At 70.6% G+C, this 18,442-nt stretch carries 18 protein-coding genes and 1 pseudogene; 10 read left to right on the top strand and 9 right to left on the bottom strand.

All coding sequences use genetic code 11. The features are described from left to right. Positions 1-36: 36 nt before the first annotated feature. Positions 37-1,212, top strand: a complete 1,176-nt coding sequence (locus tag IPK81_03120; GenBank protein QQS13260.1) for a hypothetical protein — start codon at positions 37-39, stop codon at positions 1,210-1,212. On the opposite strand, the gene IPK81_03115 is transcribed toward IPK81_03120, so the two are convergent. The 6 genes from IPK81_03115 to IPK81_03090 all read right to left on the bottom strand — a co-directional run bounded on the left by IPK81_03115 (position 1,194) and on the right by IPK81_03090 (position 6,601). Continuing rightward, on the bottom strand, positions 1,194-2,138 hold the full coding sequence (locus IPK81_03115) for a glycosyltransferase family 2 protein (GenBank protein QQS13259.1): 945 nt from the start codon (positions 2,136-2,138) through the stop codon (positions 1,194-1,196). The genes IPK81_03120 and IPK81_03115 overlap by 19 nt on opposite strands. 78 nt (positions 2,139-2,216) lie before the next feature. Further along, complete coding sequence (locus IPK81_03110; GenBank protein ID QQS13258.1) at positions 2,217-2,672, bottom strand: GNAT family N-acetyltransferase; 456 nt, start codon at positions 2,670-2,672, stop codon at positions 2,217-2,219. 46 nt (positions 2,673-2,718) lie between these two features. Further along, positions 2,719-3,567 carry an orotate phosphoribosyltransferase gene (locus tag IPK81_03105; protein QQS13257.1) on the bottom strand — a complete coding sequence of 283 codons (849 nt, stop codon included), beginning with the start codon at positions 3,565-3,567 and terminating at the stop codon, positions 2,719-2,721. A gap of 205 nt (positions 3,568-3,772) precedes the next feature. Beyond that, the gene (locus IPK81_03100) at positions 3,773-5,218 is read right to left on the bottom strand and encodes an FAD-dependent oxidoreductase (GenBank protein QQS13256.1); all 1,446 of its coding nucleotides are present in this window, start codon (positions 5,216-5,218) and stop codon (positions 3,773-3,775) included. Beyond that, entirely contained in the window at positions 5,215-5,514 is a 300-nt protein-coding gene (locus IPK81_03095) for a (2Fe-2S)-binding protein (GenBank protein ID QQS13255.1), read from the bottom strand. The genes IPK81_03100 and IPK81_03095 overlap by 4 nt, the downstream gene beginning before the upstream one ends. After that, positions 5,495-6,601 carry an FAD-binding oxidoreductase gene (locus IPK81_03090; GenBank protein QQS13254.1) on the bottom strand — a complete coding sequence of 369 codons (1,107 nt, stop codon included), beginning with the start codon at positions 6,599-6,601 and terminating at the stop codon, positions 5,495-5,497. The genes IPK81_03095 and IPK81_03090 overlap by 20 nt, the downstream gene beginning before the upstream one ends. Positions 6,602-6,799: 198 nt before the next feature. Between IPK81_03090 and IPK81_03085 the strand changes: the two genes are divergently transcribed. From IPK81_03085 to IPK81_03065, 5 genes are all read left to right on the top strand, one after another. Continuing rightward, complete coding sequence (locus tag IPK81_03085; protein QQS13253.1) at positions 6,800-7,294, top strand: MaoC family dehydratase; 495 nt, start codon at positions 6,800-6,802, stop codon at positions 7,292-7,294. A 1-nt stretch (position 7,295) separates the two neighbouring features. Continuing rightward, the gene (locus tag IPK81_03080) at positions 7,296-8,456 is read left to right on the top strand and encodes an acyl-CoA dehydrogenase family protein (GenBank protein ID QQS13252.1); all 1,161 of its coding nucleotides are present in this window, start codon (positions 7,296-7,298) and stop codon (positions 8,454-8,456) included. Between the two features lie 2 nt (positions 8,457-8,458). Next, the gene (locus IPK81_03075) at positions 8,459-8,938 is read left to right on the top strand and encodes a MaoC family dehydratase (protein ID QQS13251.1); all 480 of its coding nucleotides are present in this window, start codon (positions 8,459-8,461) and stop codon (positions 8,936-8,938) included. A gap of 68 nt (positions 8,939-9,006) precedes the next feature. After that, a complete protein-coding gene (locus IPK81_03070) occupies positions 9,007-10,173 on the top strand; it encodes a CoA transferase (protein ID QQS14938.1) in 1,167 nt (388 codons plus the stop codon). 13 nt (positions 10,174-10,186) lie between these two features. Next, positions 10,187-11,107, top strand: a complete 921-nt coding sequence (locus IPK81_03065; GenBank protein ID QQS13250.1) for a CoA ester lyase — start codon at positions 10,187-10,189, stop codon at positions 11,105-11,107. Positions 11,108-11,117: 10 nt separating this feature from the next. On the opposite strand, the gene IPK81_03060 is transcribed toward IPK81_03065, so the two are convergent. From IPK81_03060 to IPK81_03050, 3 genes are all read right to left on the bottom strand, one after another. Next, complete coding sequence (locus IPK81_03060; protein ID QQS13249.1) at positions 11,118-11,438, bottom strand: ABC transporter substrate-binding protein; 321 nt, start codon at positions 11,436-11,438, stop codon at positions 11,118-11,120. Then, positions 11,431-12,291, bottom strand: coding sequence for an ABC transporter substrate-binding protein (locus IPK81_03055; GenBank protein ID QQS13248.1), 861 nt, complete (start codon positions 12,289-12,291; stop codon positions 11,431-11,433). Before IPK81_03055 ends, IPK81_03060 begins: the two co-directional genes overlap by 8 nt. 64 nt (positions 12,292-12,355) lie before the next feature. Beyond that, positions 12,356-13,912 (bottom strand): gamma-glutamyltransferase, encoded by a 1,557-nt coding sequence (locus tag IPK81_03050; protein QQS13247.1) that lies wholly within the window; start codon positions 13,910-13,912, stop codon positions 12,356-12,358. Positions 13,913-14,063: 151 nt separating this feature from the next. Between IPK81_03050 and IPK81_03045 the strand changes: the two are divergent. The 4 genes and pseudogenes from IPK81_03045 (at position 14,064) to IPK81_03030 (ending at position 18,442) form a co-directional block, all read left to right on the top strand. Next, positions 14,064-14,354: pseudogene (locus IPK81_03045) on the top strand (sigma-70 family RNA polymerase sigma factor). 629 nt (positions 14,355-14,983) lie between these two features. Then, positions 14,984-15,520, top strand: coding sequence for a periplasmic heavy metal sensor (locus IPK81_03040; protein ID QQS13246.1), 537 nt, complete (start codon positions 14,984-14,986; stop codon positions 15,518-15,520). A 106-nt stretch (positions 15,521-15,626) separates the two neighbouring features. Further along, complete coding sequence (locus IPK81_03035; protein QQS14937.1) at positions 15,627-17,207, top strand: DUF1800 domain-containing protein; 1,581 nt, start codon at positions 15,627-15,629, stop codon at positions 17,205-17,207. Positions 17,208-17,224: 17 nt separating this feature from the next. Beyond that, positions 17,225-18,442: a DUF1501 domain-containing protein gene (locus IPK81_03030; protein QQS13245.1), complete on the top strand. Its 1,218-nt coding sequence runs from the start codon at positions 17,225-17,227 to the stop codon at positions 18,440-18,442.

The raw sequence follows: 18,442 nt of genomic DNA, 5'->3' as shown, positions 1-18,442 counted from the left end.
CGAGGGCGGTCCATGCGGGTTGCGATTTGTTGCGAGTTGTCCACGCCGTCGGATCTGGTGCATGACGCGCTGACGCTGGGCAAGGCGTTGATGGCGCGGGGGCACGAGGCGTTGTTCATCGCCGGCGACGTGGTGTCGTTGGTCGACCACGGCGGCGGGTGGCTGCCGACGGAGCTGCACCAAGCGCCCGTGCTGAGGCCGGCCCCCCATCTGGTGATGAAGCGCCCGAATCCCGACGGACTAGCCGACCACATGGCGGCAATGGGCTTCGACGACAAGCGCGCGCTGGTCGCGTTGGCGACGGTATGGGACCGCCAGCTCGCGGCGCTGCGCCCCGACGTCATCGTCGGATTCCACACGCCGATGGCGTGGCTAGTCGGCCCCGACCAGGCGCCCACTTTCGCGCTCGGCAACGGACTTGCATTGCCCCCGCTCGCCGATCGGTCGTACCCGCGGCTCAGCCCCCAGTCGACGCCGCTGGCCGATGACGATTTCCTCCTTGAGAACGCCAACGCGGCGCTGTCGCGGCTCGGACGGCCGTCGCTCGCGGCGTTGTCGGAGATATTGGCGCGCTGCGAGGCGATCCAGTACGGGCTGCCGGCCTTCGATCCGTACCTGCAGCTACGGCGCACCGTCTCGGCCGGACTGCTCGGCGACCGTGCGACCGGGCCGGCCGCGCCGCCGGTCGAGGCGCGTCTGCTGGTGACGTTGGACGTCTACTGCCCGGGTGTCGAGATGATCGCACTCGCGGTCGCCGGGTTCGACCGGACGCCGGCCGACGTCCATATCGCCAGCGCGCCGGCGAGCATGCGCCGTTTTCTCGAGCACCAGCCCCATGTCCGCTTGTGGTCGGACCAGGCCGCCCTGCTTGAGGACGCCGCTGCCGCGACCGTTCTGGTCCACCACGGCGAGCAGAACGTCGCCCAGCGCGCCCTCGTGCTCGGCCGGCCGCAACTCATGATCCCCTGGACGCCGGAGCAGATCCTGCTGCAGCAGTGCACCGGCTGGATGGGCTGCGTGTGGGAGAAGAAACCGACGGTGTCGATCGACGAGATGGCCGGCACCTTCCGGTCGATCCTCAAGGACCACTCCTTGTCGGTCGCCGCCCAGCACCACGCCCGCCAGCTCGCGTCGGCGGATCTGCCCGACGCGCTGCCGGGCATTGTCGCGCGAATCGAGGCGCGCGGGCCGGCTCAGCGCTCGCCGGCGTAGAGCTTCTTGGTCGCCATCACCCATTTGAGCCGGCTCCAACGCCAGCTGATGGAGTGCTCCGGGCTCAGCAGGCAGGCGCGCGCCATCTTCAGGAACGAAGCGCGGCCGAGCCAGTAGAGGTTGATCATCCGCCAGCCGTTGCGCTCGAGGTCGAGCTCGAGCTTCTGGCCGAAGCGGGCCATGATCTGCGCCAGCGAGAACACGCGCCATTCGATGCGCCGCACGTCGGCCTCGCGGATCGCCTTCGTGCGGTAGGTCATGTCGTCGCGACCGGCGGCATAGAGGTTCGATCCGTGCAGCAAACGAAGGGTGAGCGCGTCGGGGATCGACGCCAGCTTCGACGTCAGCACGCAGCAGTCGGTGACGACGGTGTCGGCGCCCTCCCGTACCGCGTAGGTCGGCAGCGGCAGCATCTTGCGGACATGGTCGGCGCGCAGCGCGATCACGGACGTGACCGGACTCCACCACGTGCCGCCGGAACGCAGGAAGCGATTCCGGTAGTCGCCGTTGATCAGGGGCAGGGGCTGCGGCGTGCCGATCTCGTTGCCCTTCTCATCGACGTTCTGGTGCCGGTGGTACATCAGCGCCGCCTCGGGATTCTCGCTTGCGAACTCGACCATCCGCTCGACCTTCTCCGGAAGCCACATGTCGTCGGCGTCGAGCATCATGATCAACTCGCCGCGCGCGGCGGTGAATCCGAGGTTGAAGGCGTGGCCCTGGCCGCCATTCACCGTGCGGATCGCGCGCACCCGCTCGCCATACTGCGCCAGGACGCTCGACGTATGGTCGGTCGAGCCGTCGTCGACGACGACGATCTCGATGTTGGGATACGTCTGGGCGAGGACGCTGTTGATCGCGAAAGGCAGATAGCGGGCGTAGTTGTAGGTGTTGATCAGCGCCGTCACGAGAGGCAGGTCGGTCGTCATGCGGATCCTGGTCGCCGGCGGAGTCCGGCCGCGTAATTCCTCGATATCAACGAACTATAGCATTTTCCTCGACGTATTTCACCGCCCGACGGAAGAGGGCGGCGCCGGCGGCAGCGTCTTTCGCAGATATACTTTCACGTGGCCCGGCGGATAGTCGGTCAACCGCCCGAACTCGACATAGCCGCGCCGCTCGTAGAACCGCAACGCCAAGGGGTTGTGCGTTTCGAGCGTGCTCGCGCCGCAGCCGCGGGTGATCGCGAACGCCTCGGCGGCGTCGAGCAGCCGGCCGCCATGTCCCTTGCCGCGCGCCGCCGACGCGACCCAGAGCGACCGGACGTGCAGCCAGCCGCCCCAGATGCCACCCAGAAGGCCGCCCATCCATTCGCCATCGCGGCTCCGGAGGAAGAAATTGGCGGCGTACCATTCCGCGACGCCGGTGATCGCGACGTTGTGGAGGTCGACACCCTCGTTGATCAGCCGCGCCAGACCGTCGGGCGGCAGCGGATCCATGACGATTTCGAGGTGGTCGGTCACGCGATGCGCTCCCAGGGCGACCGCGCCGGGACGGATGACGGCCGGCCTACCGCGCCCCGCCGGCGATGCTGGGCATGCGCACCTGGCCCGGCTTGGGGCCCGCGCCGCCATGCGCCGCCGACCAGGCGTCGGGCGCTTCGAGGAAGCCGCGCGTCTCCGCGAGGCCCTTGGCGTCGAAGTATTTGCCGCGCTCCGCCGCCGCCAGCACGTCCCACCACGTCGCGAGCTGGTGCAGCTTGACGCCCATCACGCTCAGCGTGTCGACACTCTGCGGGAAGATGCCGTAGTGGAACACCACGAAGCAGTCCGTCACCTTGGCCTCCGCCTTGCGCAGCGCCTCGATGAACATGATCTTGCTACCGCCGTCGGTGGCGAGATCCTCGACCAGCAGCACGCGCTGGCCGGGCTTCAGCTCGCCTTCGATCTGCGCCATCCGGCCGAAGCCCTTCGGCTGCTTGCGGACGTAGATCATCGGCTTCTTCGCGGTCTGGGCGATGAAGGCCGAAAAAGGGATGCCGGCCGTCTCCCCGCCGGCGACGACGTCGATCTTGGACCAGCCGATGGCGTCGCCGATCACCTTGTGGGCGTGCGCCATGATCTTGGCGCGCGCCTCGGGGAACGAGATGATCTTGCGGCAGTCGATGTAGACGGGGCTGGCGCGGCCGGACGTGAAGATATACGGCTGCTCGGGGCGGCAGTGGACCGCCTTGATCTCGATGAGCAGGCGCGACACGTCGCGGGCGGCGGCCTGCGCGGCGGCGCTGACCTTGGGCGCGCTCTTGGCCGGCTTCGCCGCAGGCGCCTTCGCCCGCGCGGCCGGTTTGGCCACGATCTTCTTGGCCGGCTTTTTGGCCGGCGCAGTCTTCGCGGAGACCTTCTTTTTCTTCGCCGCCATGACGCTCCCCCGAACGTTTTGCCCAAACGGCGGTGCGTATCTACCGCCCGCGGCGCATGGGAGCAAGGCGCCGACGCGCCTCCGGCATCGTGAAATCGTCTGCGCTGCCGCACCAATTCTCGTGTGAAATCCGAGATTTCGACGAATCAGCGAGCGATTTCAGGCTTTTGCCCGCGATTGTCGGTCGCGCGCTCCGATCGCCGATTCAGCCCCGGTCGACAGCCTCCATTTCGGCGTGGCTACGCGGCATGGCGGCGAGCTCGGCCACGGTGATCGGCTTCACGGGCGCTCGCAGGCGGTAGTAGCCGACCTCCGCCGTTGGAACACCACGTGTCCGGCCGATCAGCTCGGTGACCGTCAGCCCGCACATCCGGCCTTGGCAGGGCCCCATGCCGCACCGGAGATAGGCTTTGAGCTGGTTCGGGCCGGTGCCGCCGATGGCCACCGCTTCGATGATGTCGCGGGCGCGGACCTCCTCGCAGCGGCAGACGGTGACATCGCCGTCGGGCGCGCGAAACGCCGGGGCGGGTCGGAAGTAGCGGTCGAGGAACCGCCGTCCGCGCACCGCCCGTTCCAGCGCCGCGCGCGGCGCGACCGCTTGCCGGTCACGGGCGGCGGCGTCGATCCGGCCGAGGCGGTGCGCCACGTCCAGCGTCGCCAGCCGGCCCCGTTCCGCCGCGGCGACGGCGCCGGCGATGCCGGCGCCGTCGCCGGCGACCCAGATTCCCGGCCGCGACGTCGCGCCCCACGGGTCGACCTCGGCGTCGAAGCATGCGTTGTCGTCGTTCCACGCGTGCGCGCAACCGATCGAGCGCGCCAGATTGGTGTTCGGCACGACGCCCAGATGAAGCAGCACGGTGTCGGCCTCGACGCGGCGCTCGACGCCGGAGGCGTCGCGGTAGCGGACCGCCTCGACCTTCGCGTCGCCCTCCACCGCCAATGCCGTCGCGCGGATAGGGCGGATATGCGCGCGCACCTCGCGCATCAGGGCGAGACCTTCGCCGATGTAGGGCGAGGCGGCGAAGGCCAACGCGTCGCGCCACAGCGACGCGCGGGCCGGGGGCGTCGTGTCGAGGATCGTCGCCGGCGCCGCGCCGATCCGCGAGAGCTGCGCCGCGAGCAGCCAGAGCAACGGGCCGGAGCCGGCCAGCACCGCGCGTCCCGCCGGCACCAGCGCCGACGTCTTCAGCAGGATCTGCGCGGCGCCCGCCGTCATGACGCCGGGCAGTGTCCAGCCGGGGATCGGCACCGGCCGCTCCTGCGCGCCCGTCGCCAGGATGACCGCCGGCGCGCGCAGCATGCGCGAACGGCCATTCAGGGACACGGCGATCTCCCGAACGCCGTCGTCGGCGTCGCGCGACACGCTCCACACCGTGGCGTTCGCGACGTGGGTCGCACCGGACGCCGTGAGACCGCGCGCGAGGTCGCTTCCCCGCCAATACGACGCGCCCAGCGCCGAGGCGCGCCGGTCGCCGCGCAGGGGCGACTCTGTGACGGCGCGGTAGATCTGGCCGCCGGGTGACGGTTGCTCGTCGAGGATGATCGTCGACAAGCCGAGGCCGGCGGACGACGACGCGGCCGCCATGCCGGCGGGACCGGCACCGACGACGACCAGGTCGTAGCGCTCGCGCAGATCGATGCCGTCACTCATCGACCGATCTCGCGCTTGCCGACCATGGTGCGGATGGCCATGCCGTCGAGAGGACGCACCATGCAGGCCTGCCGGTTGCCGACGCCGTCGATCTCGACGAGGCAGTCGAAGCAGACGCCCATCAGGCAATAGGGACCGCGCGGCTCGCCGCCGACGGCGCTGGTGCGGCACGCCGCCCGACCGGTGGTCAGCAGCAGCGCCGCGATGGAATCGGTCGCCGGCGCCTCGACGGATTCGCCGTCGATCGTCACGCGGACCATCGCGCGCGGCGCGAGATCAGGAAGCCGCCGGAACATCGAACCTCCGGCCGTGGAACGCGTCGAAGCCGTCGGGGAGCGCGCCCCGCGCCAACGCCGGCGCCAGATGGAGGGCGTGCGCGGCGGCCAGGGTCACGCCGCTGTGGCAGGTCGCCACGAACGCGCCGGGGTGGCTGACCGATTCCATGTAGATCGGGAAGCCGTCCGGCGTCATGACGCGCAGCGCCGCCCATGTCCGCACGACGTTCAAGCGGCCGAGCAACGGGAACATCCGCACGGCGCGGTCGGCGATGTTGGCGGTGACGCCGGTGCTGGCGGTGTCGTCGAAGCCGGCTTCCTCGAGGGAGTCGCCCATCATGACGCCGCCCTCGTCGGTCTGCCGGATCGTCACCACGGGATGGCGCAGGAACAGCGCCGCCTTCTCGGTGACGACGATCTGGCCGCGTTGCGGGCGCACGGGTACGTCGAGGCCGACCATGGCGCCGAGCGCGCGGTTGCCGTTGCCGGCGGCGAGCACGATCCGCGCCGCCGCCAGCGGGTTCGCGCCGGAATGGACGACGAAGCCGCCGTCGCGGCGTTCGATCCGGTCGACCGTGCGGTTCGGCAGATACGCCACGCCACGCCGCGTCAGCGCGGTGTGCAGCGCGCGCAGCAGACGGGGCGAGTTGACGTGGCCGTCGAGCGGGCAGTAGGCGCCGCCAGCCACCTCCGGACCGATCTCCGGCAGCTCCTTCGCCAGCCGGGCGCGGTCCATGATCTCGTAGGGCAGGTCGGACTGATTGTGCAGGCGCCTCAACACCGTGGCGCGGCGCTCCAGCTCCGCCTCCGATAGCGCCAGGCTGAAGCCGCCGGGCCGGCTGTGCGCGACGTCGATGCCGGTCTCGCCGCGCAGTTCGGACGCGAAGCCCGCCCACGCGTCGGACGACCCGCGCGTCCAGCGCGCGTAGTCCGGCATGCCCAGACCCTTGCTCTGCACCCACACCAGCGCGAAGTTCCCGCGCGAGGCGCGGAAAGCGATGTCGCCCTCGTCGAGAACGGCGACCCGTTGTCCGGCCTTGGCGAGACCCCATGCGATGGCCGAGCCGACGAGGCCGCCGCCGATCACGGCGACGTCAAGGTCGGCCATGGTGGAGCTTCCGGGCGCGCGCTGTCATGGTGCGACGACCATGGCGCGCCGGCGCTGGAAGTCAACGCCGCCGCCGCGTCGATGGCTCCGGGTATATGTGATATGCCCGTCACGCCGCCCGTCGGCGCTCGGCGCCGCCGCCGCGAGACGGCATAGTGCGGCCGCCGCCGGGTACGGGCGAGGGGAGGCTTTCCGCGCATGGGCGAGGTGAAGGAAGATTTCCGGTCGCGGGCCAAGGCCTGGCCGAAGGGCAACCGGTTCGAGGATTTCACGCCGGACCGGGTGTTCGAGCACCATTGGGGTCGCACCATCACGGAGAGCGACACCACGCTCTTCACGACGCTGACGCTCCACTACAATCCGCTGTACTTCAACGCGCCGTACGCCAGGGAGCACGGCCATCCCGGCATCGTCGTCAACCCGATCCTGGTGTTCATGACTACCTTTGGCCTGTCGGTCGAGGATCTCAGCGAGGGAGGCGGACCGTTCCTCGGCGTCAACGAGCTGACGTTCCACAAGCCCGTCTACGTCGGCGACACGATCACGGCGCGCTCGACGGTCAAGGACGCCCGGGTCTCCGGCAGCCACAGGGGCTTCGGGATCGTCACGTGGCACACCGAGGGCTTCAACCAGGACGGGGCGCGGGTGGTCGACTTCCACCGCTCCAATCTCGTGCGCCGGAGGGATTCCTGACATGTCGTACATGACCGAAGAGCGCCGGATGATCCAGGAATCGGCGCGCGAATTCTCGATGAACGAGGTCCTGCCGGTCGCCAACCGTCTCGACCCGGTCCAGGGCGACATCCCCATGGACCTGCGCCAGAAGCTCGCGGACATGGGTTACTACGGCATCATGATCCCCGAGGAATACGGCGGCATGGGGCTGGGTTGCTTCGAGTACTGCCTCGTGGCCGAGGAACTGTCGCGCGGCTGGATGAGCGTCGCCAGCATCATCGCCCGCGGCAACGGCATGATCGCCGCGACCGGCTTCACCGAGGAGCAGAAGAAGCGCTGGCTGCCGAGGATGGCGCGGGGCGAGTGGCTCGGCGCGTTCTCCATGTCGGAGCCCAACGCCGGCTCCGACGTCGCCAACATCTCCTGCCGCGCCGTGAAGGACGGCGATTCCTGGGTCATCAACGGCAACAAGTACTGGTGCACCTTCGCCGACGGCGCCGACTTCCTCGTCGTCATCGCGCGCACCTCGCCGCCCGACCCGAAGCGCCGCCATCTCGGGCTCTCGATGTTCTTCATCGAGAAGAAGCGCGGCGAGCTGCCGCCCGGCTGCAAGGGCAGCGCCATCCCGAAGATCGGCTATTTCGGCTGGAAGACCTTCGAGCTGGCGTTCGACAATTGCCGCGTCGGCGCCGAGAACCTCGTGGGCGAGGAGGGCCGGGCCTTCTACTACGCCACCAGCGGGCTGGAGAAGGCGCGCGCCCACACAGCGGCGCGCTCGATCGGACTGGCGCGCGGCGGGCTAGAGGACGCGCTGCGCTACGCCAAGGAGCGGGTGCAGTTCGGCCAGGCGATCGCGGAGTTCCAGGCCATCCGCTTCAAGCTCGCCGACATGGCGACCCAGATCGAGGCCGCGCGGCAGCTCATGTACTTCGTGTGCGACCAGATCGACACCGGCCAGCGCTGCGACAAGGAGGCCTCGATGGTGAAGCTGTTCGCCTCCGAGATGTCGGAGCGCGTCACCAGCGAGGCGCTGCAGATCCACGGCGGCGCCGGCTACACCAAGCTGCACGCCGTCGAACGCCACTGGCGCGACGCGCGGCTGACCAAGATCTTCGAGGGCACCTCCGAGATCCAGATGCGCATCATCTCCGACCAGCTTCTCGGTCGCGGGAGGAACTGACGATGCGCACCGCCGCCCTGACCGGAAAGGACAACTGGTTCGAGGATTTCAAGCCCGGCGACGTGTGGCGCCACGCCCGCGGGAAGACGGTCGAGCCGCTCGAGCAGGTGCTGATCACCAACATGGTGATGAACACCGCCGCCGGCCATTTCGACGAGCACCAGATGAAATCCTCGCCGTGGGGCAAGCGCCTGTCGTTCGGCGGCGTGACGATCTCGCTGGTGATCGGACTGGCGGCGCAGGACACCGCCGAGCACGTGCTGGCCGAGCTCGGGCTGGACAAGATGCGGCTGATGTCGCCGGTGTTCCACGGCGACACGCTCTACGCGTACAGCGAGGTGCTGAAGGTCGAGGATTCCGACCGTCCCGACGCCGGCATCGTGGTCTTCAAGCATTACGGCGTGAAGGACGACGACAAGGTCGTGTTCGAGGGCGAGCGCCGCGTGCTGATGAAGCGGCGCAGCCACTGGGCGGAAAAGTGACGGCGGCGGCGTTCGCGCCGGGACCGCCGGGCGCGCTGGAGGGCGTGCGCGTCGTCGACCTGACGCAGATGCTGGCGGGCCCGTACTGCACGCAGCTGCTGGCCGACCAGGGCGCGGAGGTGGTCAAGGTCGAGCCGCTCGACGGCGACCACACGCGCATCGTCGGGCCGTACCGCGCCGACGATTCCGACCGCGCCTATGGCGGCTATTTCGCGTCGATCAACCGCAACAAGCGCTCGATCGCCGTCGACCTCAAGCGGCCGGAGGGCCGCGAGCTGGTGCTGCGGCTGGCCGACGGCGCCGACGCGATCGTGGAGAACTACCGGACCGGGGTGATGGACCGGCTCGGCCTGTCCTACGAGACGCTGCGCGCGCGCAATCCGAAACTGGTCTACGCCGCGATCCGCGGCTTCGGCGATCCGCGCACCGGCGCCAGCCCCTATGTCGACTGGCCGGCCTACGACGTCGTCGCGCAGGCGATGGGCGGGATCATGGCGATCACAGGCCCCGACAAGGACACGCCGATGAAGGTCGGGCCGGGCATCGGCGACATCATGCCCGCGACCATGGGCGCCGTCGGCATCGTCAGCGCGCTCTACCGGGCCAGCCGCACGGGACAGGGGCAGTTCGTCGACGTCGGCATGGTCGACGCGGTCCTCGCCCTGTGCGAGCGCACGCTCTACCAGCACAGCTATGTCGGCGCCGTGCCGGCGCCGGAGGGCAACCACCATCCGATGCTGTGTCCGTTCGGGATGTTTCCCGCGAAGGACGGCGCCGTCACGATCGCGGCGCATTCCGACATCCACTGGCCGATCCTGTGCCGCGCCATCGGTCTCGACCGCCTGGCGGACGATCCGAGGCTCGCGTCGGTGCAGGACCGCCGCGCGCACCAGGACGAGATCATCGCCGCGATCTCGGCGTTCACGCGCGCGCGGACCAAGCGCGAGCTCCTGGGCGTCCTCGGCGGCGTCGTGCCGTTCGGGCCGGTCTACGACGTCCGCGACATCGTCGCCGATCCGCATTTCCGCGCCCGCGACATGGTGGTGTCGGTGCCGCAGCCCGGCAGCGCCGCGCCGGCGACCATCGCCGGCGTGCCGATCAAGATGACGGAGACGCCCGGCCGCGTGCGCCGCCGCGCGCCGCTGCTGGGCGAGGACACCGACGACGTGCTCGCCCGCGCCGGCCTGTCCGCCGCCGAGATCGTCCGCCTTCGCGACAGCAAGATCATCGCCTGAGAGGAAGAAGACCATGTCGACCCATGTCCGTCCGCGCCGCGCCCGCCGCTCGCAGCTCTCCACGCCCGGCTCCAGCGAGAAGATGATGGAGAAGGCCGCCGCCTCGAAGGCCGACCACGTCTTCCTCGACCTGGAGGACGCCGTCGCGCCGAGCCAGAAGCGGCCCGCGCGCAAGAAGATCGTGGAGGCGCTCAACACGCTGGACTGGGGCACCAAGACGCGCTGCGTGCGCATCAACGATCTGACGACGGAATACGCCTTCGAGGACATCATCGAGGTGGTCGAGGGCGCCGGCGCCAACCTCGACACCATCATGATGACCAAGGTGCTGACGCCGTCGGACGTGCTGTTCGCCGACACGCTGCTGACCCAGCTCGAGAAGAAGCTGAAGCTGAAGCGCACCATCGGCCTCGAGGCCCTGATCGAGGAGGTCGAGGGCATGCAGAACGTCGACGCCATCGCCCGCTGCACGCCGCGTCTGGAATGCCTGGTGTTCGGGATGGGCGATTTCTCGGCCTCGATGGGCGTGGTCAACAAGTCGGTCGGCGGCGAGTCGTCCTATCCCGGCGACGTCTGGCACTACGCGCGCTTCCGGCTGGTGATGGCCTGCCGCGCCGCCGGCATCGATCCGGTCGACGGGCCGTTCGGCGACTTCCGCAATCCCGACGCCTACCGCGAGGAGTGCCGGCGCTCGATGATCCTGGGGTGCGTCGGCAAATGGGCGATCCATCCCTCGCAGATCGACATCGCGCTCGACGTCTACTCGCCCAAGGCCGAGGACATCGCGCGCGCGCGCAAGCTGGCGGCGGCCTACGCCGACGCCGAGGCGAAGGGGCTGGGCGCGATCAACGTCGACGGCGTGATGGTCGACGTCGCCTCGATCCGCATCCTGCGCAACACCATCCTGAACAAGGCCGACCTCTACGGCCTGTGAGCCGCGGACGTCAGGACGCGGGCACGTAACGGGCGGCGATGTCCGGCACGCGGCTGGCGCCGCCATAGCACACGACCATGGCGGCGTGGGCCATGTTGCCCTTGCCGTCGGACTTGTACTCCATCGCCAAGCCGCGCCAGCGCATGGCCCCCAGCTTCGCGCGCACGGCGTCGCCGGTGACCTTGTCGACGCCGCTCTCCCTCGCGATCTCCGCGACGGCCGCCGCCAGCATCGACACCGCGTCGTACTCGGCGACCGCGAAGGCGTCGGGATCGCCACCGAACTCCTTGCGATAGGCCTCGACGAAGGCGCGCATGCGGGAATCATCCATCGCCGCCGCCGGCATCGCGGCGGTCTCGGCGCACACGCCCTTGAGATCGGCCGGCTCGAACAATGCCGCCGTGGCGGGCTGCGCCATCGCCGAGCCGGCGACGATCGGCAGACCCGGCGCCTGCGCGCGGGCGGCGCGGATCGCCAGCGCGGTGGACTGCGAGTGGAGGTGCAGCACCAACGCGTCGGCGCCGGCCGCGCTCGCGCGCGATCACCGGCGCGAAATCGTTGACCGTGGTGGCGACGCCCTCCTCGAGCACCGCCGGCGTGCCGGCCTCGGCGAACGCCTTCGCGAGCGCCTCGCGCCCGGACTGGCCGTAGGCCGTGGTCTGGAACACGATCGCGGGCTTGCGGGCCCTCAGCGTCTCCAGCACGTAGCGGGCGTGCGCGACCTTCACGACGCCGTCGGCCGGGAAGAAGCGGAAGAACCACGGGTTGCCCATCTCCGACAACCGCGCCGTGCCGGAGACGGTGAGCACAGGCAGCTTCGACTCGGCGGCCTGCGGCAGCAGCGCCAGCATCTGCGTGCCGAGGATCGGACCCATCATGGCGACGGGCGCGCGGACGCCGTCGCGGGCGCCATCGCGCGCGGCGCGCTGCCACGCCGTCGCGGCGGCCTCCGGGCTCGTGGCGGTGTCGATGATCTCCGGCGCGAAGCGGACGACGGCCGCGACGTCGCGGATCGCGAGCAGGGCGCCGTCGCGCTGGCTCTTGCCCTCGAGCGCGACGAAGCCGGTGAGCGGGAACAGCAACGGCAGGCGGAACGCTGGCGCCGCCTGCGCCCGCGCCACCAGCGGCGACAGGGCGGCGCCGGCGGCGAGCGCGAGCGTCGCGCGGCGCGGAATGTCGATCATCGGCGGGATCCCCGGATGGCGTCGAATCGAGACATGTGTCGCCGCCGGCGCTCTGGCAAGCGCATCAGCCGGTGGCGCCGCCGGCCCATGGCGACATGACCTCGTTCATACCCGTGACCATCCCCGTCATCGGATCGCGCCGGATGCAGCTGGGGTTGGCGAAGTTCAGCGGGTAGACTGGGTTGGCGACCTCGACCAGCGGGTGCCGTGCGGCGATCGCCCGCTTGATGTCGTCCGGAAGATCCCAGTTGGCGCGGACCGGACCCGTCCCGGAGACGTCGATGCGGGGTTGGTGGAAGGCGTCCTCGACGTCCATGCCGCGGTCGACCTGCATCATGATGAGTTGCGTCACCGCCGGCACGATGCGCCGGCCGCCGGAGGCGCCGATCGCGAACCAGCCCTCGCCGTTCTTCGACACCACCGTGCCGCAGATGTTGCACAACGGCCGCTTGCCCGGCGCCAGCGAGTTGGGCCGTCCGGGCGTCGGGTCGAACCACATCAGGCCGTTGTTCATCATGACGCCGGTGCGCGGCAGCATGACGCGCGAGCCGAACAGCGACAGCAAGGTCTGCGTCAACGCCACCATGTTGCCCTCGGCGTCGACGGCGTTGAAGTGCGTGGTGCAGGACGGCGTGTGGGCGTCGCCCATGTCGCGCAGGCGTTCCTCGTAGGCGGTGTTCAGGCCCTCGGCGACGGCCACGAACGCTTCGGCGTCCGGCGCGCCCGCGCCGCGCGTGCGGTCGCCCATCAGCTCGAAGGCCCGCTTCATGGTCGGGCCGGCGGTCAGGTAGGGAACGGTGTGGATCGTGGCGCCGTTGCGCTGGAACTCGACCGGCTCGACGATCCGGGCGCGGTAGCCGGCGAGGTCGTCGAGCGAGATCGCCGAGCCGCCGGCGTTGAGGTCCGCGACGAGGTCGCGGGCGACCGCGCCCTCGTAGTAGTCGCGCGGGCCGGCGTCGCGCAGCCGCTTGAGCGTGGTCGCGAGGTTGCCCAGCCGCACCCGCGGCGCGTTGCCCTCCCAGTCGACGATCGGCGGGAAGCCGCTGGCGAGGTAGGTCGCGCGCGAGGTCTCGAACTCCGACAGGGCCGCGGCGCCGCTGGCGATCATCAGGGTGGCGTACCAGTCGGCCGACATGCCGCGCTCGGCCAGCTCGATGCCCGGCTCGACGACTCGCGCCCAATCCCAGGTCCCGAACCGCTTCAGCGCCGTCGCCATGCCGTCGACCTGGCCGGGGACCGCGATCGAGTGATAGCCCTTGATGTTGTTGTCGCCGACCACCGGCGCCCAGCCGAACAGGTCGCCCATCGCTTTGCCGCCGGACAGGGCGTAGTTCTTGAGGTCCAGCTTGCCCGCGGCGACGGCGCCGTAGTCGACGACGTAGGCCTTCCGCTCGCGCGCCACCCATACGACCATGTAGCCGACGCCGCCGATCCCGCTCATCCAGGGCTCGACGCACCCGATCGCCATGGCCGTCGTGACGGCGGCGTCGATGGCGTTGCCGCCGGCCGCCAGGGTCCGGGCGCCCAGCTCGGCCGCCAGCGTGTTCTGGGCGACGACCGCGCCCCGGCCACGCACGGCCCGCTTGATGACGCTTTGGCGGCGGTTGAAGTTTTCGCTCATCGGTCGGTTCCATCCCTCTGGTTCCAGCGATGATACCCCTGGCGGGCGGGCGGACCAGCGGAAACCCGTGTAGGATCATGAAGTTGGCGAATGGTGGGGATGCCCGGGCGGCATCCTGCGTATCCAGTGCACAGGGTGGTTCCAACCGGCGGTGTCCGCGTTCGACGACATAGACCTGCGCGCTTTGGCGGCGGGCGGCAAACGGGAGTGGGACCGCTTCGTGGCGGCGGCCGCGCCGGTGATCCATGCCGTGGCGCGGCGGGTGATCTCGACCCATGGCGGCAACGCCGACGACGCGCTGGACGCAGCGCAGGACGTGTTCGTGCGCCTGTGCGCCGACGACCGGCGCCTGCTGCGCACCTACGACCCCGCCAAGGCGTCGCTGGGGACCTGGTTGGCGGTCGTCACCCGCTCGAGCGCCATCGACTATCTCCGCCGCCGGCGCCAGACCATGGCGCCGCTGGACGACGTCCCGGAGAGCTACGCGGCGGTCGAGGACCGGCATGTCGAGCGGTTGACCATTCCCCCCAACGAGACCGATCCCGTGGGAACGGACAAGGACCGCGCCTTGTGGGCGCGGGCGAAGAACGCGCGGCCGCCGGCGGGGGCGGTCGGCCCGGCGTCGCCGCCGCCCGTGTTCGACGAGGAGCTGGCAGCGTGGCTGGACGGCCGGGCTTCGCCCGAGCTCGCCGCCCGTGTCGAGGCGCGTCTGGCGGCCGATCCGGCACTGCTGACGGCGTCGCTCGATATGCACGGCGCGCTGCGCGAGGCCGCCGTCTCGCCTGCTCCTGCGCGTCTAGAGACCCGGGCCAAGGCGCTGGTCGGCTTCGACACCGAGCGGCTGGCCGCGGCCGGCGGGGGCCGCGCGCTCAGCTGGCTGATGGGCTGGCGGCGGCGGGTCGAATTCGCGGCGGTGGCCACCCTGTTCCTCGCGGTCGCCGCCGGTGGCTTCACGCTCGGCGGTGGCATGCAGGAGGCGGTGGCGCAGGACCGGGCGGTCGACCAGGTCTTCGCGTCGCTGTTCGATAGCGGCGACACCGACGCGTTCGGCGAGCCGGGGGGGCAGCAGTGATGCGCCGCCACCTCGCCTGGATCCTGCTCGGCCTCTCCGTCGTGTTGAATGTGTTCTTTATCGGCGGTTTCGTGCAGGCGCGCTATTTCGGCGGCCCGCCGCAGGTGTTCGCACGCGAGCCGGGCGAGCGCCGCGGGCCGCAGCAGGTCGACGTCCCGGAGCGGCTGAACCTCAACGCCACCGAGGCCCGCGGTTTCCGCGACGCCATGCGGCAACTGCGCGAGCGCAACGTGGGCAAGGCGCGCGAGCTGTTGCAGCTGCGCGAGCGGCTCCTGACGGAGATGCGCAAGGAGAAGCCGGATTTCGCCGCTGTCGACGCGATGCTGGACCGCGCGGCGGTCCTGCGGTCCGACCTTCAGAAGGACGGGCTGCGGACCTCCGACAAGGTGGCAGCCTCGTTCCGGCCGGAGCAACGCGACCGGTTCATGCAGTTCGTGATCGCCCGCACGCTCAATCCGGGCGGTCCGGGCGGCGCCCGCCCGATGGAGCGCCGCGGTCCCGCCGGACGGCAGGGGCCGGAGGAACGCCGTCCGTAACGGGCCAGGTCCACGAGGCAGGGAGGCATCGATGAACGCCCTGGATCGGATACGCGGCCGGCCGAGCCGTCGCGCGATGTTGTCGGGTGTCGGCGCGGTCGCCCTGATGACGGGCGCGATCCCGCGGGCGCGCGCGGCGGCGATGGGCGCGGACGACGCGCGGCATCTGCTGTCGCGGACCGGCTTCGGACCGACGCCGGCGGAGATCGCGGAGTACGCCCGGCTCGACTTCACCGCGGCCGTCGAGCGGGTGCTCGGCAATTGGCGGCAGGAAGCGTCGACGCCGCCGCCATCGTGGATCGGCATGACCCCGCCGCAGGTACGGGAGCAGGTCCAGCGGTTCCAGGCGCAGCGCGCCGAGGGGCGCAAGCCCGGTCCGGAGGGCATCTCGCCACCGGCCGCCGCGCCGCCGGGCGCTCCGGCGCGTCCACCGGGCGGCCTGCCGCAGAAACCGCTGGCGAACGCCAATCCGGTCCAGGAGCGCGCCCGTGAACTGCGCAACTGGTGGGTCGAGGAGATGCTCGCGACCGACCAGCCCTTCGTCGAGCGGATGACGCTGTTCTGGCACGGCCATTTTACGTCCAGCCTGCAGAAGGTCCGCTTCACGCCGGCGATCTATCGCCAGAACGCGCTGTTCCGGCGCCACGCGCTGGGCAACTTCGCGACGTTGCTGGGCGAGGTCGCGCGTGATCCGGCGATGCTGCTCTATCTCGACGGCGCGCAGAGCCGCGCCGGACAACCCAATGAGAATTTCGCCCGCGAGCTGTTCGAGCTGTTCACGCTCGGCGAGGGCCACTACACCGAGGCCGACATCAAGGGCGCGGCGCGCGCCTTCACGGGCTGGAGCATAGACCGCGACACCGGCTTGTTCCGGTTCTATCCGGCGCTGCATGACGGCGGCCCCAAGACGATCTTCGGCCGTACCGGCAACCACGGCGGCGACGACGTGCTCGGCATGCTTCTGCAGAACCCCCGCGTGTCGGAGTGGATCGTCGGCAAGCTGTGGCGCGAGTTCGTGTCGTTCAAACCCGACGCCGCCGAGGTCAAGCGGCTGGCGATGGTGTTCCGCGAGGCGCGCTACGAGCTACGGCCGTTGCTGCGGGCGCTGTTGACGTCGCCGGCGTTCCGCGACGCGGCCAACCGCGGTGCGCTCATCAAGTCGCCGGTCGAACTCGTCGTCGGCACCATCCGGCTGCTCGGGCTGCCGGTGCCGGAGAAGACGCGCCTGGTGCGCGCCATGCAGGCGATCGGGCAGGTGCCGCTCGATCCGCCCAACGTCAAGGGCTGGCCCGGCGGCGAGGCTTGGATCACGACCAACACGCTGCTGATGCGGCAGCAGATCCTGCGCCGTATCGTGGAGGCGACCAACGTCGCGTCGATGGGTGGCGCCATGCGGATGGCCGGCGGCCCGCAGGGCAAGCCTGGGCGCCGCATGGAGCGCGTCAAACGCGTTGGCGAGGCCGAGGAGGTGGTGATGGAGCCGCAGGAGCGCGGTCCGGTCGAGGGACGGAGCCTGCGGGCGGCGGGCGCCAGCGTCCGCCTCGGCCCGGCGTTGGCGACCGCCGACGTGCCCGCGCTGCAACGCGCGTTGTTGCCGATCGCGCCGGAATCGCCGCTCGATCCCGGATCGACGCCGGGCGAGGCGGTGGCCCGCCTGCTGCTCGATCCGGCCTATCAGCTGAAGTGACGCGACCGGAGACCGCCATGCGACGTCGCGACTTTCTTTCGGTCTCCGCCGGCCTGTCGGTCGCACTCGCGGCGCCGTCGGCGTTCGCGCAGCGCGACACGCCGGCCGGCCGCGCGGCAGGCCGCGCCGTGGAATCGGCGGCGGCGGGCGGCCCCGCACGGTGGGACCGCATCCTCGTCCTCGTCGAGCTGAAGGGCGGCAACGACGGGCTCAACACCCTCGTGCCGTTCGACGACGCCGCCTACCGCGCGGCCCGGCCGGGCATCGCCGTGGCGCGCGAGCGGGTCGTCCAGCTCGACCAGCGCGTCGGCCTGAACCCGGCGCTCAAGGGCCTGACGGCGTCGTGGCAGGCGCGCGACCTCGCGATCCTCCAGGGCGTCGGGTATCCCTATCCGAACCGCTCGCATTTCCGGTCGATCGAGATCTGGGACTCGGCGTCGGCGAGCAGCCAGACGCTGACCGACGGCTGGATCGCGCAGGCCTTCGCCGGCGCGGCACGACCGAAGGGGCGCAACCTCGACTGCGTCGTGGTCGATACCAACGCGCTGCCGGCGACCGGCGCGGGCCTCCACACCATCGTGATGCAGGACGCCGAGAATTTCATCCAGCAGGCGCGCCGGCTGCGCGACGGCGGCATGGAGCCGCCGGCCAATCCGGCGCTGGCCCATATCCGGAAGGTCCGCGCGGAGATCCACGCCGCCTCGCAGGGGCTTGCGGAGCGCATGCGGACCGCGCCGCCGCCGGCGCAGGCCTTCGGGCCCGAGCCGTTCGGCCGCCAGCTCGACTTCGCGACTCGCATCCTGACGGCGCGCGTGCCGGTCGTCGCCATCAAGATCGCGCTCGGCGGCTTCGACACCCATGCGCGCCAGCAGGAACCGCACGAGCGCCTTCTCGGGCTGCTCGGCGACGGGTTGGCGACGCTGCGCGCCAACCTGGTCGCCGCCGGTCTGTGGAACGATGTGCTGGTCATGACATACTCCGAGTTCGGCCGCCGCGTGCGGCAGAACGCCATCGGCGGCACCGACCACGGCACCGCCGCGCCACAGTTCGTCATGGGGGGCGCCGTCAAGGGCGGCCTGATCGGCGCGTATCCCTCGCTGACCGATCTCCAGGACGGCGATCTCAAGCACACCGTCGATTTCCGCGCGGTGTTCGCCACCGTCGCGCGGCGGTGGTGGGGATTGAACCAGGATTTCGGCCTGAGATCGCCGACGATGGTGCCGTTCCTCGCCTGA

This window comes from Rhodospirillales bacterium (genome assembly GCA_016699855.1).
In the GTDB taxonomy this organism is placed as follows: domain Bacteria; phylum Pseudomonadota; class Alphaproteobacteria; order Reyranellales; family Reyranellaceae.
Note: the sequence above shows the minus strand (reverse complement) of the source record. Positions and strands in the feature narration are given on the sequence as shown.